Origin of the sequence: Microcoleus sp. LEGE 07076 (assembly GCF_015207455.1) — a bacterium.
In the GTDB taxonomy this organism is placed as follows: domain Bacteria; phylum Cyanobacteriota; class Cyanobacteriia; order Cyanobacteriales; family Microcoleaceae; genus Microcoleus.
This window is the reverse complement of the sequence record NZ_JADEWV010000440.1, coordinates 1-1,752: the sequence shown is the minus strand read 5'-3', so window position 1 is coordinate 1,752 and position 1,752 is coordinate 1. Positions and strand designations below refer to the sequence as shown.

Genomic DNA, 1,752 nt, shown 5'->3' with positions numbered 1-1,752 from the left:
GGGCCCATTACCACTCTTATATGAGTTCTCATTTGAAAATGAGACGTAAAGCGCTTGAATGCGTCCTGAGGAATTAAGCTTTGAATAAATGTGAGAAGTTAAGCCATATGGACTCACAGCGCCAATTTGAGGATAGAAGAATTTGGTCAACAATTTTGTCTCGGTTAAATCGTATTTACGTTCAACCTGGTCAAGTTGCCTTCCAGGGCAGGCCCAAACGGCTTCTAAGATACTGCTCGCAGAGTCAGCGGAAACTCCATCAAGATCAATAATCTCTGATCTAGCAGTGGCCGGCACCAATGCACTAACAAACGCTGTAACGGCGTATAAGGCGAGTACTCCTTTGAAAGGTCTAGGCAACTGCTTTATCGGATTGCGGAGGTGTAAGCAAATTTTTGCTCTCCCATGAAGCGACGTCTTCAGATGACATCAAGTCCTTGGCGGATGCGCAGTTATCGATTTCTCCATTTTGACAGGAAAGGCGAGTTTTGTCGAGCTGAGTCCAATGAGGTTGTAAGCAAATGTTGGCCTGCGTTTCGGCGTGTGTCGCTAACTTTGCCGAACAATCAAACGCTCCCCGTTTCGATGTTCGGCCCGATGTCTGTTGCCGAGCTCAGGGGCAAGCGGGTTGAGGCGATGTGCACCGCCGATCTCGCCGAGTGGCGCGGCCTTCTCGCTGCCTGACCCGATGGTGGGGTAGGGGTAACGGAGACTGGTTCGCTCTTGTCTGACAGCACCCCACCTGCGGGGTTTGTGCCTTGACGCTGCTATTGAAAGATGCCTCGTACGAAAACCCTAGAAGGTTGCCCTGAGCACCTCCAGACACAGGACATATTTCATACCCGCCTATTCCATAAGCGCCCAAAATCGCTATTTTGTTCAGTCATAGCTCCGCTGTGTCCTTGCTGGTATCTACAAGCATTGCTCGGATTTCATTCACTTCTTCGGCCTTGAAGTAGAAGGCGCTCGCGCCGTCGTATGCACGAAGGATTTGAACGTCAGGTGTCCATTTCCATTGATATCCCCGATACCAAAGTCCCAAGTGCCAAGGGCGAGCAGGATTTTCTTCGGGGGATAGTATTGACTGAAAAGTAGCGTCTGGACCTGAGATCATTATCGTGCGGATATTATCGCCGCTTTCGATTGCGGAGTGATGACCATCCTTCTTTGAAAAGTCATACTTGACAATCCGGCCGTCCTTCTTCGCATAACACGTTACTTTTATCCGACCACGTATTTCAATATCTGACTTGATTAGGCGGACAACGAATGGAGCCTTGAATGTGAAATAAGCTGAGAAGAAGGTCTCAAAAAGATCCATTTTCGACCCACCGTCGATTTATCCGGTTTTCAGCTTTGCTCTAAACTGCCTTGAAACTCGAGCTCTCCCCGAAAGCGTGTGCGGGTGTTGTCAAAGGAACTTCGCCTGAGGCTGGGTGCGCTGTCAACTAGCGTTCCGCCACGACCAAACGCTCCCCCTTTCTCCGCCCTTCAAACGACGGGAGAAGCACGTATAGGGTAGGTGGCAACCTACCACCCGCACCCCTGAAGACCAATCGTAAACCTGCCATCACTCCACCCGAGGCGCACTTGAGAAATCCCTCCGCACTTCTACCCTCCGCGGGTGCTGTTAGAAGAACTGCGCTTGAAACGAGCGGGGCGCCCGGCTAGCTCTCGCCAGATGAACAATGCCCCCTACGCAACCGCAAGTTCAGCGCCAAAATCATTTACCCTTTGGTGGTGCGGTTCACC

At 51.0% G+C, this 1,752-nt stretch carries 2 protein-coding genes; both read right to left on the bottom strand.

Annotation, left to right across the window (positions count from 1 at the left end; translation table 11 throughout):
• Positions 1-360: hypothetical protein (locus IQ270_RS31655; protein WP_228056837.1), on the bottom strand; the 360-nt coding region annotated here is incomplete at its 3' end.
• A 523-nt stretch (positions 361-883) separates the two neighbouring features.
• Positions 884-1,321: a hypothetical protein gene (locus IQ270_RS30045; RefSeq protein WP_193976748.1), complete on the bottom strand. Its 438-nt coding sequence runs from the start codon at positions 1,319-1,321 to the stop codon at positions 884-886.
• Between the last annotated feature and the right edge of the window lie 431 nt (positions 1,322-1,752).

Coding starts and splice junctions, on each gene's coding strand:
- IQ270_RS30045 (WP_193976748.1), bottom strand. CDS start 1,321: ATGGATCTTTTTGAGACCTTCTTCTCAGCTTATTTCACATTCAAGGCT.